Annotated in this window: 16 protein-coding genes; 8 read left to right on the top strand and 8 right to left on the bottom strand. The window is 34.5% G+C overall.

Translation table 11 applies throughout. The features are described 5' to 3' along the window. Positions 1-109: 109 nt before the first annotated feature. The 4 genes from AVL50_RS15120 (at position 110) to AVL50_RS15105 (ending at position 5,595) form a co-directional block, all read left to right on the top strand. Positions 110-2,209, top strand: coding sequence for a VWA domain-containing protein (locus AVL50_RS15120; RefSeq protein ID WP_062617318.1), 2,100 nt, complete (start codon positions 110-112; stop codon positions 2,207-2,209). Between the two features lie 280 nt (positions 2,210-2,489). Next, positions 2,490-3,998 (top strand): hypothetical protein, encoded by a 1,509-nt coding sequence (locus tag AVL50_RS15115; RefSeq protein WP_062617317.1) that lies wholly within the window; start codon positions 2,490-2,492, stop codon positions 3,996-3,998. Positions 3,999-4,194: 196 nt separating this feature from the next. Further along, positions 4,195-4,770 (top strand): RNA polymerase sigma factor, encoded by a 576-nt coding sequence (locus tag AVL50_RS15110; RefSeq protein WP_062617316.1) that lies wholly within the window; start codon positions 4,195-4,197, stop codon positions 4,768-4,770. Between the two features lie 3 nt (positions 4,771-4,773). After that, positions 4,774-5,595, top strand: coding sequence for a hypothetical protein (locus tag AVL50_RS15105; protein WP_062617315.1), 822 nt, complete (start codon positions 4,774-4,776; stop codon positions 5,593-5,595). A 61-nt stretch (positions 5,596-5,656) separates the two neighbouring features. Here the strand turns inward: AVL50_RS15105 and AVL50_RS15100 are convergent, their stop codons facing one another. From AVL50_RS15100 to AVL50_RS15090, 3 genes are all read right to left on the bottom strand, one after another. Continuing rightward, positions 5,657-6,718: a hypothetical protein gene (locus AVL50_RS15100; protein WP_062617314.1), complete on the bottom strand. Its 1,062-nt coding sequence runs from the start codon at positions 6,716-6,718 to the stop codon at positions 5,657-5,659. A 25-nt stretch (positions 6,719-6,743) separates the two neighbouring features. Further along, positions 6,744-9,167: a DUF3696 domain-containing protein gene (locus AVL50_RS15095; protein WP_062617313.1), complete on the bottom strand. Its 2,424-nt coding sequence runs from the start codon at positions 9,165-9,167 to the stop codon at positions 6,744-6,746. A 200-nt stretch (positions 9,168-9,367) separates the two neighbouring features. Further along, positions 9,368-9,772 carry a (4Fe-4S)-binding protein gene (locus AVL50_RS15090; RefSeq protein ID WP_062617312.1) on the bottom strand — a complete coding sequence of 135 codons (405 nt, stop codon included), beginning with the start codon at positions 9,770-9,772 and terminating at the stop codon, positions 9,368-9,370. Between the two features lie 294 nt (positions 9,773-10,066). Here AVL50_RS15090 and AVL50_RS15085 point away from each other — a divergent pair, with 294 nt between their 5' ends. Beyond that, positions 10,067-11,518: a DUF389 domain-containing protein gene (locus AVL50_RS15085; RefSeq protein ID WP_062617311.1), complete on the top strand. Its 1,452-nt coding sequence runs from the start codon at positions 10,067-10,069 to the stop codon at positions 11,516-11,518. Here the strand turns inward: AVL50_RS15085 and AVL50_RS15080 are convergent. From AVL50_RS15080 to AVL50_RS15065, 4 genes are all read right to left on the bottom strand, one after another. Then, complete coding sequence (locus AVL50_RS15080; RefSeq protein ID WP_062617310.1) at positions 11,507-12,043, bottom strand: hypothetical protein; 537 nt, start codon at positions 12,041-12,043, stop codon at positions 11,507-11,509. The two genes, AVL50_RS15085 and AVL50_RS15080, sit on opposite strands and share 12 nt — an antisense overlap. 254 nt (positions 12,044-12,297) lie before the next feature. After that, the gene (locus AVL50_RS15075; RefSeq protein ID WP_062617309.1) at positions 12,298-13,521 is read right to left on the bottom strand and encodes a uracil-xanthine permease family protein; all 1,224 of its coding nucleotides are present in this window, start codon (positions 13,519-13,521) and stop codon (positions 12,298-12,300) included. A 182-nt stretch (positions 13,522-13,703) separates the two neighbouring features. Next, on the bottom strand, positions 13,704-14,981 hold the full coding sequence (locus tag AVL50_RS15070) for a metallophosphoesterase (protein ID WP_062617308.1): 1,278 nt from the start codon (positions 14,979-14,981) through the stop codon (positions 13,704-13,706). Between the two features lie 130 nt (positions 14,982-15,111). Beyond that, positions 15,112-16,131 (bottom strand): metal-dependent hydrolase, encoded by a 1,020-nt coding sequence (locus AVL50_RS15065; RefSeq protein WP_062617307.1) that lies wholly within the window; start codon positions 16,129-16,131, stop codon positions 15,112-15,114. Positions 16,132-16,312: 181 nt separating this feature from the next. On the opposite strand from AVL50_RS15065, the gene AVL50_RS15060 reads away from it, so the two are divergent. Continuing rightward, positions 16,313-16,558: a hypothetical protein gene (locus AVL50_RS15060; RefSeq protein WP_062617306.1), complete on the top strand. Its 246-nt coding sequence runs from the start codon at positions 16,313-16,315 to the stop codon at positions 16,556-16,558. Positions 16,559-16,640: 82 nt separating this feature from the next. Here the strand turns inward: AVL50_RS15060 and hemN are convergent, their stop codons facing one another. Next, positions 16,641-18,005, bottom strand: coding sequence for an oxygen-independent coproporphyrinogen III oxidase (hemN, locus tag AVL50_RS15055; RefSeq protein ID WP_062617305.1), 1,365 nt, complete (start codon positions 18,003-18,005; stop codon positions 16,641-16,643). A gap of 389 nt (positions 18,006-18,394) precedes the next feature. Here hemN and AVL50_RS15050 point away from each other — a divergent pair, with 389 nt between their 5' ends. Together AVL50_RS15050 and AVL50_RS15045 are read left to right on the top strand one after the other, a co-directional pair. Beyond that, positions 18,395-18,769 (top strand): nuclear transport factor 2 family protein, encoded by a 375-nt coding sequence (locus tag AVL50_RS15050; protein WP_062617304.1) that lies wholly within the window; start codon positions 18,395-18,397, stop codon positions 18,767-18,769. Between the two features lie 12 nt (positions 18,770-18,781). Further along, positions 18,782-19,144 (top strand): DUF2200 domain-containing protein, encoded by a 363-nt coding sequence (locus tag AVL50_RS15045; RefSeq protein ID WP_062617303.1) that lies wholly within the window; start codon positions 18,782-18,784, stop codon positions 19,142-19,144.

Below are 19,144 nucleotides of genomic sequence, written 5' to 3'. Positions count from 1 at the left end.
AAGAATACAAAAAATAATCTGACTTTACTTGCTTTCCTACCTCTAAGCTTTTAACTTTTAAAAGTGAAATCAGAGAACTCTGATGACGAATTATGATAGACTGTAATCCATGAATGGACTTTATATAGAATACTCTTGGTGGTGGATGTTTTTTAGTATTCTGCTTTGTGCAGGGGCAACTTATCTACTCTATACCAAAAAACAAGTTTGGACTGTAAATATCAACAGAATATTGATTGTGTTGCGTTTTTCTGCATTAATGATCATAATGTTCCTGTTGCTTGACCCTATGTTTAAAAGTATAGAGAGGTATTTTGAGAAGCCTATTGTCTCATTTATCATTGATAATTCTGAGTCAATGACTGCTACAATTACCCAAGAAGATTTGAATGCTTCTTTGCAGTCAATTAAAACAGAAGCAGAAAAATTGGAGGATGAAGGGTATAAAACAAAGTTCTATACAATCGACGGGAATCAGCTGGACGGTCGTGAAGCACTGAACAACTTAACCTTTGATCATAAAGTAACCAATATCAGTAAGTCTATTCAACGATTGGAAGAACTCAATGAACATGAAAATCTAGCGGCAATAACGTTGGTTTCAGATGGTATATTCAACCAGGGTTTTTCCCCTTTGTACCTTCCTTCTGTAGTGCCAATTTATACAGTTGGTATTGGTGATACTATTCCCCAAATTGACCTTCAAGTGAAAGAAGTGTATACAAACAGAGTGGCTTATATGGGAAATAAGTTTCCAATATTAGCAGAAATAGTCAACGAGGGTTTTGTAGGGAAGGAAGTAGAAGTAGAACTGACTAATAGAGGGAAGATACTGTCCCGTAAGAGATATCGAATCAGCAATGAGAAAGGATTTGAGCAGGTGGAATTTATCGTTGACGCAAAGAAAAAAGGGTATCAAAAATTTACAGTCAATGTAAGAACATTAGATGGGGAATTTTCTAAAGAAAATAATTCCAAATCGGTTTATGTGGAGGTTATTGAAGGAAAAGAAAAGATTTTATTGATAGCCAATGCTCCGCATCCTGATATTAAAGCAATTCGCTCTGCGGTTGAAAAAAATAAAAACTATGAATTGCATATCTACATTCCTGGATTGAAGATGAAGGATGGTAAAGGATATGACAATAAAGCAAAGTATGATCTTGTAATTCTTCATCAGTTTCCAAACTTGAAAAGAAATGCCGCTTTACTTTTGGAAAAACTCAAAAAGCAGGACATGCCGTTTTGGTATATTATTGGAGATAATACCAACATCAATACTTTCAACAAAATGAATCCTCTTTTAACCATTCAAGGTTATAGAGGTCAGAAAGATAAGGTTACTCCTTCTTTCACTGATAACTTCACTTATTTTACTTTTCCAAAAGAGAAGAAAGATCTTATTCAAAAAATGTCTCCGATAGAAGTACCTTATGGAGAATACAAAGTCAATGCTGGTAAAGTACTGGTAAATCAACAAATTGGAAGTGTAAAATCCTCCAAACCATTATTACTGATGGGTGAAGTAGGAGATGTAAAATCTGCTGTGTTTGTAGGTACAGGCTTATGGAAGTGGAGATTGCAGGAAGGGTTACTTCAGTCAGATGAGATGGCTGTTGATGACTTAATAGGAAAAGTAATTCAATATCTTTCAACAAAGACCGATAAGAGACGCTTTAGAGTTAATACAACTACTGCTGAATATTCTGATATTGAAGATGTCATTATAGAGACAGAAGTGTATAATGATATCTATGAATCCATTTATGGACAAACTATTGATTTGACAATCACGAATGAGGAAGGTGAAAAAATGTCTTATACTTACTTAAATTCCTCACCTTATTTTAAGTATCATATTACAGACTTGGAAGAAGGGTCTTATAAGTATGTTGCTTCAACGGTTTTAGACGGAGAAAAAGAATACTCATCGGGTAACTTTGTGGTAAGAGCAATGGAGCTGGAGGCATTAAATCCAACCGCTAATTTTGCCCTTTTAAGAAGTGTATCTGAAAAAACGGGTGGAAGTTTTTATGATAATTCTACTTTGGACCAATTATCGCAACCACTGTTAAATAAAAAAGCCCCTCAAAGAATTCATTCTGAAGAAAAATACAAGGAGTTGGGGTCTAACTATTGGATAATGAGTTTGTTATTCCTTTTGCTGTTCTCAGAGTGGATCTTAAGAAAGATGCATGGAGGTTTTTAGAATTAAATTGTAAATTTCTCCAAATCATATTTTTTGGATTGTTATTCCTTCAGAATAAAAATGATTTAAAAACATTTGGTGTAAAAAATACATTAATTTAATAAGAAGGGTAGCTTTTCAAAAGTATTCGTTTACTTTTGTATCGTTAGAGCATCTTTCATCGAGAAAAGAAAAAACGCACTTTAGACATAAATACTAAAAGTGATTGAACAATTGAAATCAGAGAGGTTATTGATTTGAATGGTACAATTGCTTAAGCACTAGAATTCTTTAATTCATTATGCACTTCAACACATTAACAACAAGAGAGAAAGCACTAAAAATAAACCTTGATTCATCGGTTTATGGATCATTAGCTGAAATTGGAGCAGGACAAGACGTTGCTGCTAACTTTTTCAAGGCAGGTGCAGCATCAGGAACTATTGCAAAAACAATATCGGCTTATGATATGTCATTCTCTGACGCAATCTATGGACCTGAGCCCGGCGGACGTTATGTCTGTCAAAGTAGAGTTGAAAGAATGTTGAAAAAAGAATTTCGTTTGTTGGGAGAAAGACTTCCTAAACGAAAAGATGAGACAAGGTTCTTCGCTTTTGCAGATACGGTAGAGCAGCTAAACTTTAATAGAACCAATCAAGGTCATGGTTGGTTAGGTATCCGTTTCCAAAATCGCCCTAATACTATTCCAAATGAGGTAGTATTGCATGTGGAGTTGAAAGACAACGATCCACTTTTACAGCAAGAAACAATCGGTATTTTAGGGGTAAACCTTATTTATGCTTGTTTTTATAAAACAGATGATGTTGACGAGTTCTTGAGTTCATTGATGGATGGTTTGAATATCCATAAAATCATTGTGAACTACGTAAGAGTAAGTGGTCCAGACTTTTTGGATGTTGATAATAGATTATTGAGTTTATTATTGGTGAAAAATGGTCTTGCTAAAACAACAATGTTTGGTCCTGATGGCCAAGTAGCTCTTCCTCAAGACTTCCTGTATAAGAAAAACATATTGGTTCTTAGAGGTCGTTTTAGACCTATTACAAAAGTCAATATCGATATGATGGAGCGATCGTTTGAGCATTTTAAAAACGATCCTGAGGTTGATGAAAAGAATATTGTCACTGTAGCCGAGCTTACACTTGAAAACTTGAGAATCTCTGAGGACCGTAAGAAAGATGAGAAAGACTTCCTAGATAGGGTAGATATGCTTTGTTCATTAGGTTATACCGTAATGATCTCTAAGTATCAAGAGTATTATCGTCTGACTAACTACTTATCAAGATTTACAAGAGGCAAGAAAATAGGTGTGGCTGTAGGTATGTATAACTTAGAGTACATCTTTACTCCTGAATATTATAAGCACTTGAAGGGTGGATTGCTTGAAGCATTTGGATTCTTATTCGGAAGAAACATCAAGTTGTATGTTTACCCATCACTTGATAGAGAATCATTGAATCCTCAAGAGTTGATGACAAGTAAATCAATCCACTTAGCAGATGAGCAAAAGGCATTGTTCCAAGCAATGGTGGACAATGGTAAGATTGAGGATTTAAGAGGTTGTAATGCAGATAACCTTAATATTATCTCAGATAAAGTATTACAATTGATTAAATCAGGTTCTGATGAGTGGGAAGATATGGTTCCACAGGTAGTTGTGGAGCAAATCAAGCAATACTGCTTATTTGATTATCCATGTTCTGTAGAGGAGAAGGAGAGAATTGAGAAAGAAAGAATAGAGTTTACAAGAACAAGGCAAAGAAAGATTTTTGAAAAATCAGAATCTTAGTTTGTAAGCTTTACTTCGAAATAGTAATAAATTTTAGAAAAATGTCACCTTTCAAAGATATGAGAGGTGACATTTTTTGTTGAAAGATATTATTGAATAAGTGGTGGTATAAATACTATTTTTAATAGCTTGTAGCTTAGTGTATTAGATCTAAATTTTGTATTATTGAATAGGTGTTAATGAAATATAATTATTAATGGTCCATCAACAATATCAAAATTCAGTTGCTGTTTTATTAAGTGATCTTTCTATAAATAAAGAATCAGCTTGGTCTTACCTTTATACAAATTATCAATCTATGATTGTAAACCTTGTCAAGAAAAATGGAGGAGATGAAGAAGCAGGAAAAGAGGTTTTTCAAAATGTGATTATTGATTTACATCATAATATTGAGAGAGGGAAAGTAAGGGAAGATTCAAACCTCAAAAACTATTTGTATACACTCGCCTATAATCAATGGAGGGTGAAAATCAGAAACAGCAAAGGAAAGAATGATACATTAGAACATGATAACTCATTGATTGATGAAAGTATTAGCTTTGATGAAGAGCAATACGAACTTTTTGATGATATGACTGCTATTCTTCAGCAGTTAGGAGAAAAGTGTCAGGATTTGATCAATTCGAAGTACTCGAAGATCAAGATGTCAATGGCTGAAATTGCTGAACAGTTGGGTTTTATGAATGCAAGATCTGCCACTTCACAATTAAATAAATGTATGGAAAAGGCAAGAAAAGAAGCCGTAAAAGTACTTCAATCAAAAGAAGTGTAGAAGATGGAAAATAATGATTTGACGGCTTACATTGATGCATTCTTCGAAGGTAATTTATCTGAAGAAGAAAAGGCGTCATTTGTAACGAAACGAGAAACTGATCCAGTTTTTGATTTGGAAGTAAAAGCACATCAAAAACTAAAAGAAACAGTCCAAAAACAGGAATTGAAACATCAATTGATGCAATTTGAAGAGCAGTTTATACCAGATAAAACATCTTTGATTGATGGCTATTTAGAGCAAAGTTTATCAGATGAATTACTGGCCTATGTTGAGAATAAATTGAGGGAAGATGAAGGTTTCCAGGAAGAAATTGAAGCTCAGAAATTTATCATTGCTTCTATAAAGAGAAATGCTCTTCAAAAACGGTTACAACATTTTGAGGAGGAGAATACTTCAATACCTGAAGAGGAGAAAAAAGAAGCTGTAAAAGAAGTAAAGTTTATACCTTTTACCCCTAAAACCATTTCACTAGCCGCTTCTGTTGTTATTATAGTATTCATTTCAATTTTCTTTCTATCAAATCCTGATCAAGAAGCAGAAGTGATTTCCAGTTATAAAGTTCAAGTTGAACAAAAAAATGAAGGGCTTGGTTTTGCAGGTGATGAGCAACAAGATATTATCATTGAAGTAATTGAGGATGGAAAGCATTCTTTTCATTATAAAATGAATAAAGAAAAGCTACAAATCTATGTAGAACAAGGGAGAAATATAGGTAATGTAAGTGTAGTTTATGACGCTACTTCTTCGCCGGCATATATGATTTTAATTAATGGGAAACAGTATTATATTGCTCTTTCTGATAAAGTAATACCACTTCCATAAATCAAAAAAGGAATACAATTCAACTTGTATTCCTTTTTTGATGCTTTTAAATAAAGCTTTTCTACGCCGTTTTATTCCCGACAAGAATTGTATTTTTCAGCTCACCACCGACACCGTGTGTCGTTTGACTAGCAGTTTTGATGATATATCTAGCTTCTCTTAAACGTTGATGAACGGCTTCCCATACAGAACTTTTACTTTCAGTAGAAGTTGGCTCTTCATCATAGTAAGATTGGAAATCCTTTTGCTGATAGAAAATAGGGAAGAGCATCAGGTTGGTATTTTTACTTACTTGTTGTCTTCTAAGGTAAGTAAATGAGTGGCCTGAGTGCATCCACAAGTAATTAGTGAAAATATTTCTATCGTGGTTTTTATTACTTTCTGTTTTGATCACACAAACCTCAATCTGATATGGACGATTTAATTTTTTATTCAATTCCCACTCAATATATTTTTTCATAGAAAGAGGTTTGTCTCTCAGGTCGACCGAGATTAATGTTAATTGGAAAGTCACTTCTAATTCTTCCGGAAGTAAGGCATCCAGCATTGGAATCAGATTTTCTTCCATTTCTCCAAGATCTTTTAATAGGTAATTGTCAATGATCACCATTGAATTGTGAGGATGACGGAAACGCTCCAATTGACTCCATTTCTCAAACCTTTTTACTGCTCCTCTGTCCTTGGTAACATTATAAAGTGACCAATTGAACATAAATCCTGCTTTGGATTGAATACGGTTAGGATTGAGGGTAATGAGGCCATATTTTTTTTCAAAATCCTCACACTCTCTATTACTCTTATCTAAAAAGAACATGGTTTGAGGCATTGTTCTCTGACTTACTTCTTCTAATTGATCAAAAGCTTCTTTTTCACAACGTAATGAAGAGCCACCAGAAGAAGCATTTTTCAACATCTTTTTGATGTAAGGATTAGTCTTACTCATCATAGAAAGTTGAGTAGGATCTACATCTAATCTCAAGTCAGCTTGTTTGTTGAGAAATGAATAAAAATCCATCCATGATTTACTCCAATCCATATCATCCAATTGATCTTCTAATGAAGGTCTTTTTCGGAAGAAATCTGTCAGAGAATTTATATTTGCGTAAGTTGTTATACGTTCCATAGTTTTTTGATTCAGTAGCAGGTTATTAGATTTGTTTAAGGTGGAAAAGCTCAATAGCAATATTATCTGCTTCATCAAAGAATCCTTCCCCAAACTCGTTGTCGAGTTCTCCGTCTTTCAAAATGTTGAGTAACGCAACTTGAGATTTTCCTTCAGGTACCCTTTCAGGGTTATATAAGTAGTATATTTTAGACTGATAAGGCGTGATTTTTCGCTTAGCAGTCCAGTATTGTAATTTTCTGATTAAATATTCTGAGTGTGTTTCAATTAAGAAATCCGTCTCATAGCGTAAAGAAGCATCAATGATCAAATCGGCCAATTTTGATTGTAATCGAGGATGAAGGTTGGTCTCAGGTTCCTCAATTAATAATGAGCGGTGGTCATTTAATGCGATTTTAAGGAGAATTGGTAAAAGTTGAGAAATGCCATAGCCAAGGTCTGCAAGGTCTAATGCATGTCCTTTCTTATTTGTGATGATCACATCTGAGGCAATCCCTTTCACAGAGTTGATTTGAATATCATTTCCAATCTCAAACTCACGGATCCACTTCTTCACAAATTCTCTAGCATTTTCATCTGCGTTTTTTCCAAATTCAAAAAGGAGATCACTCAGAACATTGCCTTCAGTATGAAGCAAAATCCTTTTTGTACTACCTCTCTGAGCTTCTAACAGTCCAAAGTTGAATAGTTTGCCACAAGATTTGAAAATATGTTTGGTACCGCTTACACCTTCCTCCAGCATTTTCAAGAAACCACTTTGAAGTACTTTGTCAATATTGACTTCAAAAAGTTTTGCATACTGCTCGCTTGTCAGAGGCAATTCCGGTAGGTAATCCAATTCCTCTAAAGAGTTGTACGCCTCTTTCTTGTCCAAGATCTTACGGTCATTATGATCCAACAAAGGTAAATCTCTTAAAAGAAAACCTATTGAAGCCACTTTAAATCCTTTTCCATCTTCTTTTCTTTCTGCTAAAAGGCGTGAAAGGTCGTCTTTCTTGAAGCTGTTGATTTTTTTGACCTTAGGCTGGAACTCAGTCATAAATGAATTCAACCTAGAACCGAGAAGCACCATCAATTTTTTATGTGTTACTTCTACTAATGCATCAATCAAAGTATCATCTTTAAAGCCAAGCACCTTTTTTAATTTCTCTTTATTGATAGAGAAAAACTTTTGAGCAGGAGATTCCAGATCCATACCTGAGCCGTATTGATATAAATTTTGTATATCAAAAAAGCTTGTAAATACGGGAATTTCTCCATCTGTTTTAATATAATCTCCTCGGTGACCAGCTGCTAACAAGTAACTATTTCCATTTTCAGATCCCACATAATGTAGACTTCCATTACTCAAAGGAGAATAAAGCAGTTTTTTCTTTCTTGTAAATCGCTCTCTGTAAGCCAGTTCGATATGACACAGTTTTCCTTCTCTGCTATCGTAGTGTAATTCTAAAAATAAACTCTCGGTGGTGTTCACTCCTACAGGTTTGAAAGTGTAAACAATCTCTTTGGAATTAATATTTAAAATATCTCTCACTAAAGAAGACATGGGAATATCCATCTCCAGCCACGAAATAAGAGCAGATCTCAGTTCTTCTACATCAGTAATATCATTTTTCTCAATGACACGTTTCCACCTTTCATTATGAGCTTTTGTTTCTTCCGCATTTCTTAGTGGAGTAACCGTAGACTCTGTCAAGTGTTTTAATTTCTTGATTCCTCTCAGTTCATGTTCTCTGTGTTCTTCGTACCAAGCTTTTTTAATTAAGTCGGCAAAGAAAGCACCTGAGAGGTTTCTAGGAATCTTGAAAGTATCATCAATCGGTATTTCAAGTTCCTTCAATATATCATAGATTTTAGCTGCTTTTTCAAACAGCGTTTCTATGTTGTCAACCGTTATTCTTTCTTCAAAAGCGATGTGAAGCAATTGGTGAAGAAGGTTTTTGACGGTATCTGTACTTTCAATTTCTTTAGAGCGGGTCAGTTTTTGAATATGACGGATCATATATTGTGCCCTGTTGATCAAAATACCTCTCAAGAAATACATCCAGTTTTTCCAGTTTGGAGTTTGAAGTAAATCTTGGAAGCTTTCTACTTTCTCAAGGTCAGTATATGCAATTGAAATACTCCTTTGTCCTAATTCAAACCTTTTAAAAGGGGCAGTGCCTGGTTGAGGGGCAAACTCTAAAATAAACTTTATTGGTTTACTCTCATCTGTATCATGGTTTCTAGCCTTTGAAATGTTACCAAGGTTATGGTAAGCACCTCTAAAATCAAGTTCCTCCAACCTGTTTTTTGAACCGTTATCTTGTAATAGTAACAGTGCTTTGAATAGAGAACTTTTACCACTGCTATTGGTCCCTGTTAGAACGTTCAGAGGAGAAAAATTGAAGGTTGTACTTTCTTTGAAAACTCTAAAGTTTTCTAATGTTAGGCTTTTGATATTGGCCATGATGAGGTTTATAAATTAGTCTATAATAAGAAGGAATTCCTTTCAAGCATAAAAACGACAAAATAGATTTCAATCATGAGGTTCTTAGAGGCATATCAATCTAACAAATGTAAGATATAAAGCTAATCGAAACAAATGTTAATAGTTTAATGTTGTGCTTTTATTTTTAACGAGTGCAATATGTTATGTGTTCAATTATTTTAAGGTGCTTCAAAGTTTATTTTTGCATGAGCACCATCACAATAAGGTTTGTTGTTTGAGGCTCCACATCGGCAAAGTGCAATTTGATTCTGCTCCAGAACTTCCTTACTTCCATTACAATCAAGACTGATTTTACCTTTGACCAGTACAGGTCCATTTTTCAGAACTTGAATTTCTGTAACCGGATTATCTTCTGTTTTATCCTCTTTTAAGGAAAGTGCCTGAGAAGGACAGTTTTTGACGGTTTCAATGATTTTTTCACTCGTAGATTGTGTTAGGTCTACCCAAGGTTTTCTTTTTGGATTGAAAACTCTTGGCAGGCTTTTGAAGCATTTTTCAGAATGGATGCACTTTGAAGGTTCCCAAATTACAGAGACATCTTCATTGGTGTATGTTTTTTTCATAATGAGCGTAGTTTATTGGAAAATGTATTTTTGGTATTAAAAATTTACTAAAATATTGATGCATTAAGAAATTATTGAATTCAAATTTTAGCTTGGAGCAAAATAAATATCAGAAACCTAAAAGGATTAAATAAAAAATACCTAAATTTTCGATTTGTAATTAAAGCATCTCTCAAATACTTTCGAAACATGCTCTAATTCTGTAAGTACTAAGCCAAAAATAATTGATCATAAGAATTACTATTAACTTAGCACTTAAATACTGGCATCATCGCATAATTAAACTAATACAATATGAGTGAGACGAACACTAGGAATCTTATTTATGTTTTAAGAAAACTAGCTATTGACACATTGAGTATCCGGGAAGGATCAGACCCGGAAGCAACTATTGAAGGAATTACAAAGGACATCAGTTTTAAAGGTCATGCAGCGTGGATTTTAATTTTTTCCATCTTAATCGCCTCCATTGGCTTAAACTCCAACTCTACAGCAATTGTCATTGGGGCCATGCTTATATCTCCACTGATGGGTCCAATATTGGGTATTGGAACGGCTATTGGTATTCATGATGTGGATATGATGAGAAGAGCCTTAAAAAACTTGGGTATTGCCGTATTCATTAGTTTGGCTACTTCTACAATTTATTTTTCTCTTACTCCTCTAAATTTGGAGCAGTCTGAATTATTGGCAAGAACCAAACCTACAATTTTGGATGTTTTTGTCGCTTTCTTTGGCGGTTTCTCTGGAATTATTGCAGGTTCAAGAAAAGAGAAGAGTAATGTAATCCCCGGTGTTGCCATTGCCACAGCCCTTATGCCTCCGTTGTGTACAGCAGGATATGGTCTGGCTACAGGAATGTACAGTTATTTCTTAGGAGCATTTTACCTCTTTTTTATCAATTCAGTCTTCATCAGTTTATCCACATACATTGTTGTAAAGTTTTTAAGATTCCCAGTAAAGACATTTATTGATAGAGCACGATATAGAAAGTACAGATCCATATTATTTGCCTTTTTGATTATAGTAGTCAGTCCAAGTGCAGTGATCTTTTTTAACGTAATACAAGAGACGCGTTTTAAAATTGCAGTGGACTCTTTTATTAAAGAAAATACAACTTTTAATGGGAGTGAACTGCTGACGAATAAAGTAACTTATACTGACTCCCTTTCTATCATTGATCTATACTATATGGGGAAAAAGATTGACGAAGGACAAATAGTATTTTTGAATGAAATGATACCAAGGTACGGTCTTTCAGCTAAGGAAGATGAAATGTTTCCGTTTACCAAAAAGACAGAAGTAAGAATTCATCAGGAAGATGGACAGGATTTTGATATTGATGAAAAATTTGCTCAATACAGCAATGCTCTTCATGTGAGTCTTTTGAAGGATATTTATACTAAGAATGATGAATTAATCAAGGATAAAGATTTGAAAATTAAGCTTTTAGAAAAGAGGATCTTCAACCTTACAAAAGAGCAGGAAGATACTTTGCAAGTAGATCAAATCTCAAAGGAAATACATTTTCAGTTTCCTGATGTGAAAAGTTTTGCCATCAGCGATATCACTATTCAATCATGGGAGGGGGACAGTCTAATCAGTAAAAAAAGCCCTGTTTTACTATTGGAACTTGATGAAAAGGTCAAGAAAAAAGCAAAACAGAGCAAAGAATTACAGCAACGTACACAAGAGTGGATACGTATCCGTTTAGACAATAACGATATTAAATCATTAGTGCTTTAAGGATACTTCCTCGTATTTTTCCATTTTCAATCGTAATTGATCTTCCATGTACTTAATGTCATCTTTGGACTTGATGATATGATAAGAAATGGAAAACCTGTTTTCATGAGATGCTAATGCCTCATGTGGTTTGATCTTGATTGAAGAAGGAAAATGCCAAACGGAGTAATTGAAAGATAAGTACTTAATCATCTGTACATTATCTTTCATCTGATAGAAGTGCTCGAAGATTTCTGGTTTGTTGAATAAGTATGTGTACTTTTTTGATAACCAATAATAATAATCGGCCCAGCTTTCTATGGCATAATATTGATTCTCTGCTTCATAATACTCATAAACTAAATTAGAATTAGATAGAGAATCACTTTTAGTTCCCTTGCCTGTAATATGGGGGGGAGGGGAATTTACAAAGGCTTCATAATCGTCAAATTGATCTACAGTGATCTCTTTGTATGAAGTTTGTTGTGCTTGTGCAACGAGGTTTGTAAAATACATTAAAGCGATAATCAAAGTTAGTGATTTCATAGTTAATTGATCTAAGCATAGAGAGATAAAGATAATATTGTATCAATAAGATAGATAAAAATTTACATTTATTTAAATATTCACAATTGTAAGTCGCTTAAAATGTGTTTTTTAACATAAAAACCGTCATTATAATGTAGAATATAATGACGGTTTTGCACTTTATTGATAACATAAATAAGTGTTACTTTTACTATAGTAATTGCAATAAATACTTCATTGGTTATCCTATTTGTATTATAATTAGTTGAATATTAAATATCTCTTGGTAATAACTTATTGAGTATAACTCCGATAAGTGCAGCAATGGTAAGTCCTGAAACTGATACTTCACCATAAATAGCAACTTCTTTTATTCCAATTCCCAATACAAAAATTATAGCGGCAATAATAAGGTTTCTAGAATGCCCAAAATCCAGTTTTGCAGAGATTAAAGTCCTCACTCCAACAGCGGCAATCATTCCGAATAAAATGATAGAAATACCGCCCATCACAGGAACTGGTATTGTTTGTAAAACGGCACCTACTTTTCCAATTAAACTTAATGTTATTGCAAATACGGCTGCAATTCTGATCACAGAAGGATCATAAACCTTTGTTACTGCTAATACACCAGTATTTTCTCCATAAGTTGTATTGGCTGGACCTCCTAATAAGCCAGCCAAGATAGTTGCCAATCCATCACCCAGCATAGTTTTATGAATGCCTGGCTGTTTGAAGAAGTTTTTGCCTACAACAGCACCATTAGTGGTAATATCTCCAATGTGTTCAATGAAAACTACCAAAGCAATGGGAGCAATGGCAAAGAAACCAGAAACAGAGAATGCTGGAATAGTAAGAATTTGATCAACAGTTGTAGAAGAGAAACCGATCCAGTTGGCATCTTCAATGGCAGTGTAGTCTACAACCCCCATCATGGCAGCAATAAAATAGCCTACGGTAACTGAAATAAGAATTGGCATCAGCCTGAAGAAAGAGTTCTTCAACATAGAAGAAATGACCATTGTGATGATTACAGAAAGAGAGATAATAAGACTTTGATTGTCAAATTTTCCATCATCATAACCCGCCATGTTTAGTGCAATAGGGCTCAACCTTAAACCAATTACCATTATGGTAGGACCAATTACAATAGGAGGAAAAAAGGATTGGACTCTTTTAACTCCAAATTTTCTGATCACAAATGACATCAACACATAGATCAGCCCCGCTCCAATAATTCCCGCTTTTACAGAAGCCAAACCTTCATTTTTAAGCACAAGGCCAATAGCACCAATAAAGGCAAAAGAAGATCCCAAAAATACGGGTACGATCTTGTTTGTCACTTGGTGAAAAACTAAAGTGCCAATACCTGCTGTAAAAAGTGCTAAGACTGGATTAAGTCCAGTAAGAAATGGAACGAGTACTGTAGCTCCGAACATGGCTAATACATGCTGAATACCTAATAAATATTTCGTTTTCCCAGAGATTGAATCCATGATTGAAAAATTTTCACTGATTGTAATAACAAACTGCACAAAGGTAGGTTGGATTAATTCATTTTTGAGTGATCATGATTATAAGTTTCCTACCTTCCTTCATTTACACCAAGGTATTGACAAATATTAAGCCCTTGTCCAAACAATGAACAAGGGCTTAAATCTATTTTTTTAAAAGCCAACTATGCTGTTGCTTCCTTCTTTAATGTAATTTCTGTGATTTCAGGATCCATACCAATTCTACCAGCATAAGCATGATATCCAAATCCACGGTTGACATACAGTTTCTGTTTTCCTTTTTCATACAAACCAGCCCAACGCGGATACTTGTATTGTACTGGACTCCATTTTATACCTGGAATTTCAATACCAAATTGCATTCCGTGAGTATGTCCTGCAAGCGTAAGGTCCATATCTTTATGGTCTAGCACTTGTGCATCCCAATGAGAAGGGTCGTGCGATAATAAAATCTTGAAAGGAATGTTTTCTAAACCTTCATTGGCTTTATTGATGTCTCCTAATTGCGGGAAAGGACGCAATCCCCAGTTTTCAACACCTACAATACCGATTTTCTCACCATCAATTTCCAGTGTTCTATTTTCATTCAGAAGTAAATCAAAGCCCATTTCACGGTTTCTTTGTTTCACAAGATCAAGATTTGCTTTTTTCTCTGCAGAAGAATTCCATTGCACATAATCGCCATAATCATGATTGCCCAATATAGAATACATTCCTTTTTTGGCTTTTAATTGTTTGAAAACATCCACCCATCCATCCGTTTCTGAAGCATAGTTGTTGACAAGGTCACCCGTAAAGAAAATTACATCAGGCTTGCGATCATTGATCATTTTTACAGCTTTAGCTACAGATTCATGTCCTTTTGGAAAACTGCCAATATGAATATCTGAAATATGAATCACTTTCAAACCGTCAAATGCATCAGGCAAGTTGGGGTAAGAAAGGGATTTTCTAATAACTCTGAAATTAAAACGGCCTTTTGTTAATCCATAGGCAAATGCTCCAAGTGGAACAGTAGCCAATCCAGCACCTAATAATGTTAAGAATTTTGTTCTTGATATAGGCGTTCCGTTAGAATTTACGCTGTTAGTGGCTCCATTATTAAAGAAATGGACTAATTTATTTCCTAAGAAAGCAAGATCATCGGCACCATGGAAAATATTAAAAACCAATTTTGTGGCTAATGACATTAAAATAAAGGCATTAATAGTAAATATTGTATTGGTAAATGATGGATCTCTGAATTTATCCATATTGAAGACCATCCATCCAATTGCCATATAAATACCAATACTTTCCAGCCAGAATAATAGTGCGGAAAGCTGTTTATATATCGTTTTACTATTTTCAGTGATAAGACGGATTCCCTTAAAAGCGTATAGGTCTATCGCCAACAAAATGGCAAAAGCCACTCCTAGGAAAATTAATACTCTACTATTCATTTTGTATAATTTAATTTGACACTTTTACCTGTTTAAACAACTATTATACTAAAAGGTATAAACTGACAAATTGTCCTAATGTTTAGTAGATACTGTAAACATATTTTAAGAGAAGCGATATGTTAACAATTTATTTTTGACCAAAAACTCTAGCGAAATAAGCTTTTAAATATTCATTTGAAGGTTTAAATCTGTAATTCTCCTCTGTGTATTTTAGACTGCCGTCTTCTTGTGGAGTAATATGATAAGTGAAAACAAATCTTCCTTGGTCTTTCCCTCTCCATCCATCAAAAGTGCCAAATCGAAGATCCTTGATCAATAATTCATCTTGTTGTTGCTCTACAATGTAAAAGTCTTTTGTGATGTAAATCAGCTTGTTTGTCTTTTCATTTGAAGGCAATTGATCCAAAAGGTCATGGTGATGCGGGTAGTACCTGAAGTTTACATGGTCATCGTTATCAAAAATGGAGTAAAATCCTGTATAATAACCATTTTCCGTTTTAAAAGTGGTGGCCCAAAGCCATATGTTGAGAGGAGTGGGCTTTGTAATGAAATCTTCATATTCCACCCCAAGAGCAGTAATGTTCTTTTTAAAAACCGTATTGGCTTGATGTTGAAGTATAAAGCCTAGTAATAAGTAAGCCGTACTGATTCCAAGCCCCCAATAATTCAATTTTCTTCTTATGGAAGAGGTTTTAGGTTTACATAGGGCAATAATTAATAAAGCCATAAATGGGAGAGTATAATGTGGATCTACCACAAAAACAGTATAAGTAGCAAAACCATAAGAGGTAAACGGAAAGAGTAATTGAGTGCCCCAAGTTGTGCAAGTATCAAGAAGCGCATGAGTCAGAAAACCTAAAAAATAGAGCAAAGTCCAATCTTTCAGTGTATCGTTGTTTTTCCCGAAGAACTTATGGGTGAGATACCCAAAAATGGGGGAGGCAATAATGAAAAAAAGAAAAGAGTGAGTGATACTTCTATGGTACATCAACTTTTCAACGGCATCAAACCAAGGTGATGCTAAAACGTCTAAATCAGGTATTGTACCTGCAATTGCACCAAAAATAGCGGCTTTAATTCCTATCTTTTTTCCTAATACAGCTTCTCCTACAGAAGCTCCAAGTACCACTTGTGTAAGTGAGTCCATCGACGATTTGTTAAATAAATGTAAAAAAATAAATGAACGAAAATTGCATCTCCTCTAACATTGTGCAATGCTACTAATAGTAAAAATCGGTGAAATAATTGTTATTAACCAATATGGATCAGTGATTTTTTGAATTACTATTGATCCAACTTTTCAATCTAACTTAACTATTATTATTACTATGAAGATCAAACATTTAATTATCGCAAACATCGTTGCATTTTCGGTGATTGCTTGTGGTCAAGCTGAACAAAAGAAAGAAGAAGCAAAAGCAACTGAAGAAGTTGTTGAAGTTGCAAAAGAAGAAGTAAAAGCTGTTGAGGCTGAAGTAGCAGCCGTAGATTCTACTGTAGCTGTTGCTGATTCAACTGTTGCTGAGGAAGTAGTAGACGCTACTGCCGGTGAAGCTGAAGCAACTGCTGAGTAATTCAAAGAAAATAATCTTTGAAAAAAAGAGGTAAAAGGGTTACGTATTCCTTTTACCTCTATTTTTTATAGATGCCATCCAATTAAATTGTTGACGAGAAAATTCTAGATTGCGGTTTTGCCACTAACATTCTCGCATCAAGTGTCATGCAAATATTTCGAACAAAAGGTCGTCCCTTTTCTGTAACTTCTAATTTATTATCACTCAAAACAACCAATTGATCATTGATCATTTCTTCTAACTTCTCACCTAAAGTTTTAAATAAAGGAAGTTGAGCAGTTTCTTCATCCCAAGTAGTTTCAAAGTGACACATCACATTTAGGATATGCTTTCTTACCAATAGATCTTCTTCTGAAAGAATATGTCCTCTGTAAATAGGTAATTTTCCTTCTTCGATAACAGCCTTGTATTCTTCTACTTTTTTGATATTCTGAGCAAATGAAGTCCATGAATCAGAAATAGAAGAACACCCTAGCCCTACCATCAACTGAGTGTATGTAGGGGCATAACCCATAAAGTTTCTATGCAATGCTTTTTGATCAGCGGCAATTGCTAATCCGTCTGTTGGCAATGCAAAGTGGTCCATTCCAATTTCTACATATCCAGCTTCTTCAAACATTTCCTTGCCTACTTCATATAAAGCTCTTTTTTCTTCATTAGAAGGAAGATCTTCTTCAGAGAAACCTCTTTGACCAGGAGCCGTCCACGGTACGTGAGCATAAGAATAATAAGCAATACGGTCTGGACGGAGTGCATTGGATTTTGCGATAGTATCTTTTACACATTCCAGTTTTTGGAAAGGTAAACCAAACACAAGGTCAAAATTGACTGAAGTATATCCAATTTCTCTTGCTTTCTTTGTCACATGTTCTACCTGCTCATAAGACTGAACACGATTGATCGCCTTTTGAACTGTTGAGTCAAAATCTTGAATTCCTAAACTCAGACGAGTATAGCCCACCTCATAAAGTGCTTCTAAATGAGCATCTGTAGTATTGACAGGGTTTGCTTCAAAACCTAGTTCAGCATCTTCGCACTTATCTGCCAATTCAAAAATACCTTTAGTCAACCTTTGGAGGTTTTCAGGGCTGAAGAATGTCGGAGTTCCTCCACCTAAGTGAATTTCTTTGATTCTTGGACGCTCTTCACCAAAAATGGCAATATACATTTGCCACTCTTTAAGAAGTGCATCGATATAAGAATCTTCTACGGAGTGATTGATGGTAATTCTTTTATTACACCCACAGAAAGTACAAAGTTTCTCACAATACGGAAGATGAATATAAAGGCTGATGCCGTCTTTTGCATTGCTGGCAGAAAACGCATCTGCAACATGCTTGCTCCATTCTTCAATTGTTGGATCTTTATCCCAATAGGGTACCGTTGGATAACTTGTGTATCGTGGTCCAGGTACATTATATTTTCTGACAAGTGTCTTATTTTCCATAATCTTATTCCTCAAGAAATTGAAATACAAATGTAAGCATTAAGGAGGAGTTTATCTTGATAGAGATCACCTGTGGACTTTGTTTTTTATTAACAATGTTCAATATATAATAGTGTGAAATAGACCTTTGGGAAAGGGAATGTGGTTGATTATCTGTGTAATACAGCTCCATTATTATTGTAATAATTCTTAAAAATAGACTTTTAGTTTTTAGGGGTGATTGTATTAAATAAATCACGTTTTAAACAGCTGGAAATCATTTATTATTTACTTCAATTTTAAATTAACCTTAACGTACCTTAATTGCAGCATTGTCCCGTAAGTAAGAAGTTTAATTTTCATTATCTTTCAGTAACTATATATGTAAATTGATAAAAGGAGTTTTAAAGATGAAAAAGGAACATTTAGCTAAAAAGTTGTTGAAGTGGAATCAGAGACACTTACTCTCTTCAACTCATATTACTAAGTCAGACATTGCTCAGTGTTTTGCTCCTGATTTTGTAGTGAAGGTAAATGGTAGAGAATATCAAGTGAATTATGAAAGCTATCTTGAATTTCTAACGCATTTTAAATCAAATATTCAATCCATTAATTATGATGTACAAGAATATGTTTGTGCAGAAGATAGGGTAGTGGCCGTAATGAATGCCATCATTGTCAGAAAAGATCATTCTATTGACAAATTTGAAACGATGCTGTTATTGAAGTTTGATGAAGATGATTTAATCACTTTATGGCAAGAAGTTTACACAAAGAAAAATTAATACTTCAAAACTATGGCAGATACATCTACTCAGGATAAAAGAATAGCTGAAATGACTTTCGCTTCGATTTATCCACATTATGTCACCAAAGTTGAGAAAAAAGGCAGGACTGTAGAAGAACTGCATCAAGCCATTGAATGGTTGACAGGATACAACTCATCAGCGTTACAACATCATATTGATGAAAAGTCTACTTTTACAATTTTCTTTCAAGAAGCGAAAATCAATCCTAATGCAACTTTAATTAAAGGTGTGGTATGTGGTGTCAGAGTTGAAGAAATTGAAACGCCTTTGACACAGCAGGTAAGGTATCTGGATAAGTTAGTGGATGAATTGGCAAAGGGAAAGAAAATGGAAAAAATATTAAGAAGCTAA

Origin of the sequence: Flammeovirga sp. SJP92, from assembly GCF_001583495.1 — a bacterium.
In the GTDB taxonomy this organism is placed as follows: domain Bacteria; phylum Bacteroidota; class Bacteroidia; order Cytophagales; family Flammeovirgaceae; genus Flammeovirga.
Note: the sequence above shows the minus strand (reverse complement) of the source record. Positions and strands in the feature narration are given on the sequence as shown.

Coding starts and splice junctions, on each gene's coding strand:
- AVL50_RS15120 (WP_062617318.1), top strand. CDS start 110: ATGAATGGACTTTATATAGAATACTCTTGGTGGTGGATGTTTTTTAGT.
- AVL50_RS15115 (WP_062617317.1), top strand. CDS start 2,490: ATGCACTTCAACACATTAACAACAAGAGAGAAAGCACTAAAAATAAAC.
- AVL50_RS15110 (WP_062617316.1), top strand. CDS start 4,195: ATGGTCCATCAACAATATCAAAATTCAGTTGCTGTTTTATTAAGTGAT.
- AVL50_RS15105 (WP_062617315.1), top strand. CDS start 4,774: ATGGAAAATAATGATTTGACGGCTTACATTGATGCATTCTTCGAAGGT.
- AVL50_RS15100 (WP_062617314.1), bottom strand. CDS start 6,718: ATGGAACGTATAACAACTTACGCAAATATAAATTCTCTGACAGATTTC.
- AVL50_RS15095 (WP_062617313.1), bottom strand. CDS start 9,167: ATGGCCAATATCAAAAGCCTAACATTAGAAAACTTTAGAGTTTTCAAA.
- AVL50_RS15090 (WP_062617312.1), bottom strand. CDS start 9,772: ATGAAAAAAACATACACCAATGAAGATGTCTCTGTAATTTGGGAACCT.
- AVL50_RS15085 (WP_062617311.1), top strand. CDS start 10,067: ATGAGTGAGACGAACACTAGGAATCTTATTTATGTTTTAAGAAAACTA.
- AVL50_RS15080 (WP_062617310.1), bottom strand. CDS start 12,043: ATGAAATCACTAACTTTGATTATCGCTTTAATGTATTTTACAAACCTC.
- AVL50_RS15075 (WP_062617309.1), bottom strand. CDS start 13,521: ATGGATTCAATCTCTGGGAAAACGAAATATTTATTAGGTATTCAGCAT.
- AVL50_RS15070 (WP_062617308.1), bottom strand. CDS start 14,981: ATGAATAGTAGAGTATTAATTTTCCTAGGAGTGGCTTTTGCCATTTTG.
- AVL50_RS15065 (WP_062617307.1), bottom strand. CDS start 16,131: ATGGACTCACTTACACAAGTGGTACTTGGAGCTTCTGTAGGAGAAGCT.
- AVL50_RS15060 (WP_062617306.1), top strand. CDS start 16,313: ATGAAGATCAAACATTTAATTATCGCAAACATCGTTGCATTTTCGGTG.
- hemN (WP_062617305.1), bottom strand. CDS start 18,005: ATGGAAAATAAGACACTTGTCAGAAAATATAATGTACCTGGACCACGA.
- AVL50_RS15050 (WP_062617304.1), top strand. CDS start 18,395: ATGAAAAAGGAACATTTAGCTAAAAAGTTGTTGAAGTGGAATCAGAGA.
- AVL50_RS15045 (WP_062617303.1), top strand. CDS start 18,782: ATGGCAGATACATCTACTCAGGATAAAAGAATAGCTGAAATGACTTTC.